The sequence below is a fragment of the uncultured Campylobacter sp. genome (assembly GCF_937949835.1).
Classification (GTDB): Bacteria; Campylobacterota; Campylobacteria; order Campylobacterales; family Campylobacteraceae; genus Campylobacter_B.
Map to the genome: position 1 here is coordinate 1 of NZ_CALEDC010000215.1, position 1,693 is coordinate 1,693.

The window sequence follows — 1,693 nt, forward strand, 5'->3', positions numbered from 1 at the left end:
GTTATAAACGCGAATGCTGAAATTTTAAGATAGAATTTTTTCATCGCCGCTCCATGTTTTTAAGTGGCGATTATATATTAAAGTATTTTAGCGGGCTCTTAAAATTTTGCAGAGTTAAAATTTCGATCACTCACTAAATTTAGCGGCGCTATTTTTGTAAGCCGCGCCGCTTCGGGATTTAAAACGCCGCTTTTAAAATTTTAAACGTCGCGGTGAAATTTTAAAATTTCACCGCAAGCTTTGGGCGGCTTTAAATTTAACATATCGAGTTCTGTTAGCATCCCGAGTTTGGCTGCACCCGCGTTTCGCTGCCCGTGTGGATCAACAGAGCCTTGCCGCGTCTAAATCTGCACGGCGGATCGGCTTGCACGGATGAGTACTCCTTGCCGTTTAGTTTGTAGATGATGTTGGAGCCCTGCACCGTCTTTTGGGAGTTTTGGATCGCATCTCCGGCGACCGCGCCCACTGCTGCGCCGCCTATGAGCCCCACGGTTTCGGCTAGACGCCTACTGCTGCTATGTTTGCCGAGCTTATGCCCGATGACCGCGCCCGTAGTGCCGCCCGCGACGCCGCCTAAAATTTTACCCGTATTGCCCTCGGAGCGCTCTACGTTGATTTTGGCGGGCAGGACATCGACGATCTCGATCCGATCGCTTTGCCTCATGCGGTTCGTTTCGCTCGCGTCATAAACATCTCCGCCGTATCGATCCTGCGGGGTCGCACAGCCACAAAGCGCTATCGCTGCGATCAAACATAATGTGAAATTCTTCATGTTTTCTCCTTTGTAATGAGCTACAGGCGGCATTATACTATGGATTTTTATACGAGTGGTTAAGCGGCGGCGTTAAAATTTTACCGGCTCACTGCCGCTTAAAATTAGCTGTATACGAGGCATCTTGCCGTATCTGGGCGCCTTATAAAATTTTATTTCATTCAAAATTTATCTTATTTTGTTAGAATCATTCTTATTTTTAAGGAGAGAAAATGAAAAAACTACTAGTTTACGCTACCAAAGGTGGCGATACGAAGGTTGTGAGCGAATACATCGCTTCAAAGCTCGGCTTTGAGATCAAGGAGGCCAAAGAGCTAAATGAGGAGGATTTGGCGGGCGCTAGCGCGTTTATTTTTGCGGCTTCGACGCACGGCGACGGACAGATCCAGGCTAAATTTGACGACAAATTGGAGCTTTTGAATAAAACTGATTTTGACGGACGCAAGGTCGCGCTCATAGGCGTTGGCAACGTCGAACGCCATGGCAGCGATTTTTGCAGCGGCATGAGCGCGTTTTTGCCGGTGCTTAAAAAGGCTCGTCTCATCGGCGCTTGGGGCGCAGAGGGCTATAAATTTAAACATTCGCGCGCCTTCATAAACGGCAAATTCGTAGGTCTTACAATCGATTTTAAAGGCGACGAGCACTGGCAGGCGAGGGCTGATAAATGGATCGCCGCAGTTAAAGGCGAGTTTTAAATATTTCAATTTTTATGCGACCGACCGAGCTCTGGGCTCATCGAGCCTAAAGCTCGTTAAATTTCCCTATTAAATTTCACGCTTCGCTTGAAAGCGGCGCCCTCTTAAATTTTACTCGTTGCGCTGTTAGAATTTCCACCACATCCAAGCTTCACCAGCTCATATCGCGTAAATTTTATCACTAGCGGAGGCTGTAAATTCCAACTTGCCGCGTAGATTATTATAA

2 protein-coding genes are annotated in these 1,693 nt (G+C 47.1%); one reads left to right on the forward strand and one right to left on the reverse strand.

Going from position 1 to position 1,693, the window contains the following annotated elements; all coding sequences use genetic code 11:
- Positions 1-274: 274 nt before the first annotated feature.
- Positions 275-772, reverse strand: coding sequence for a hypothetical protein (locus Q0256_RS05015; RefSeq protein WP_297960659.1), 498 nt, complete (start codon positions 770-772; stop codon positions 275-277).
- 212 nt (positions 773-984) lie between these two features.
- Between Q0256_RS05015 and Q0256_RS05020 the strand changes: the two genes are divergently transcribed.
- Positions 985-1,467 (forward strand): flavodoxin domain-containing protein, encoded by a 483-nt coding sequence (locus Q0256_RS05020; RefSeq protein ID WP_297960662.1) that lies wholly within the window; start codon positions 985-987, stop codon positions 1,465-1,467.
- Positions 1,468-1,693 lie beyond the last annotated feature (226 nt).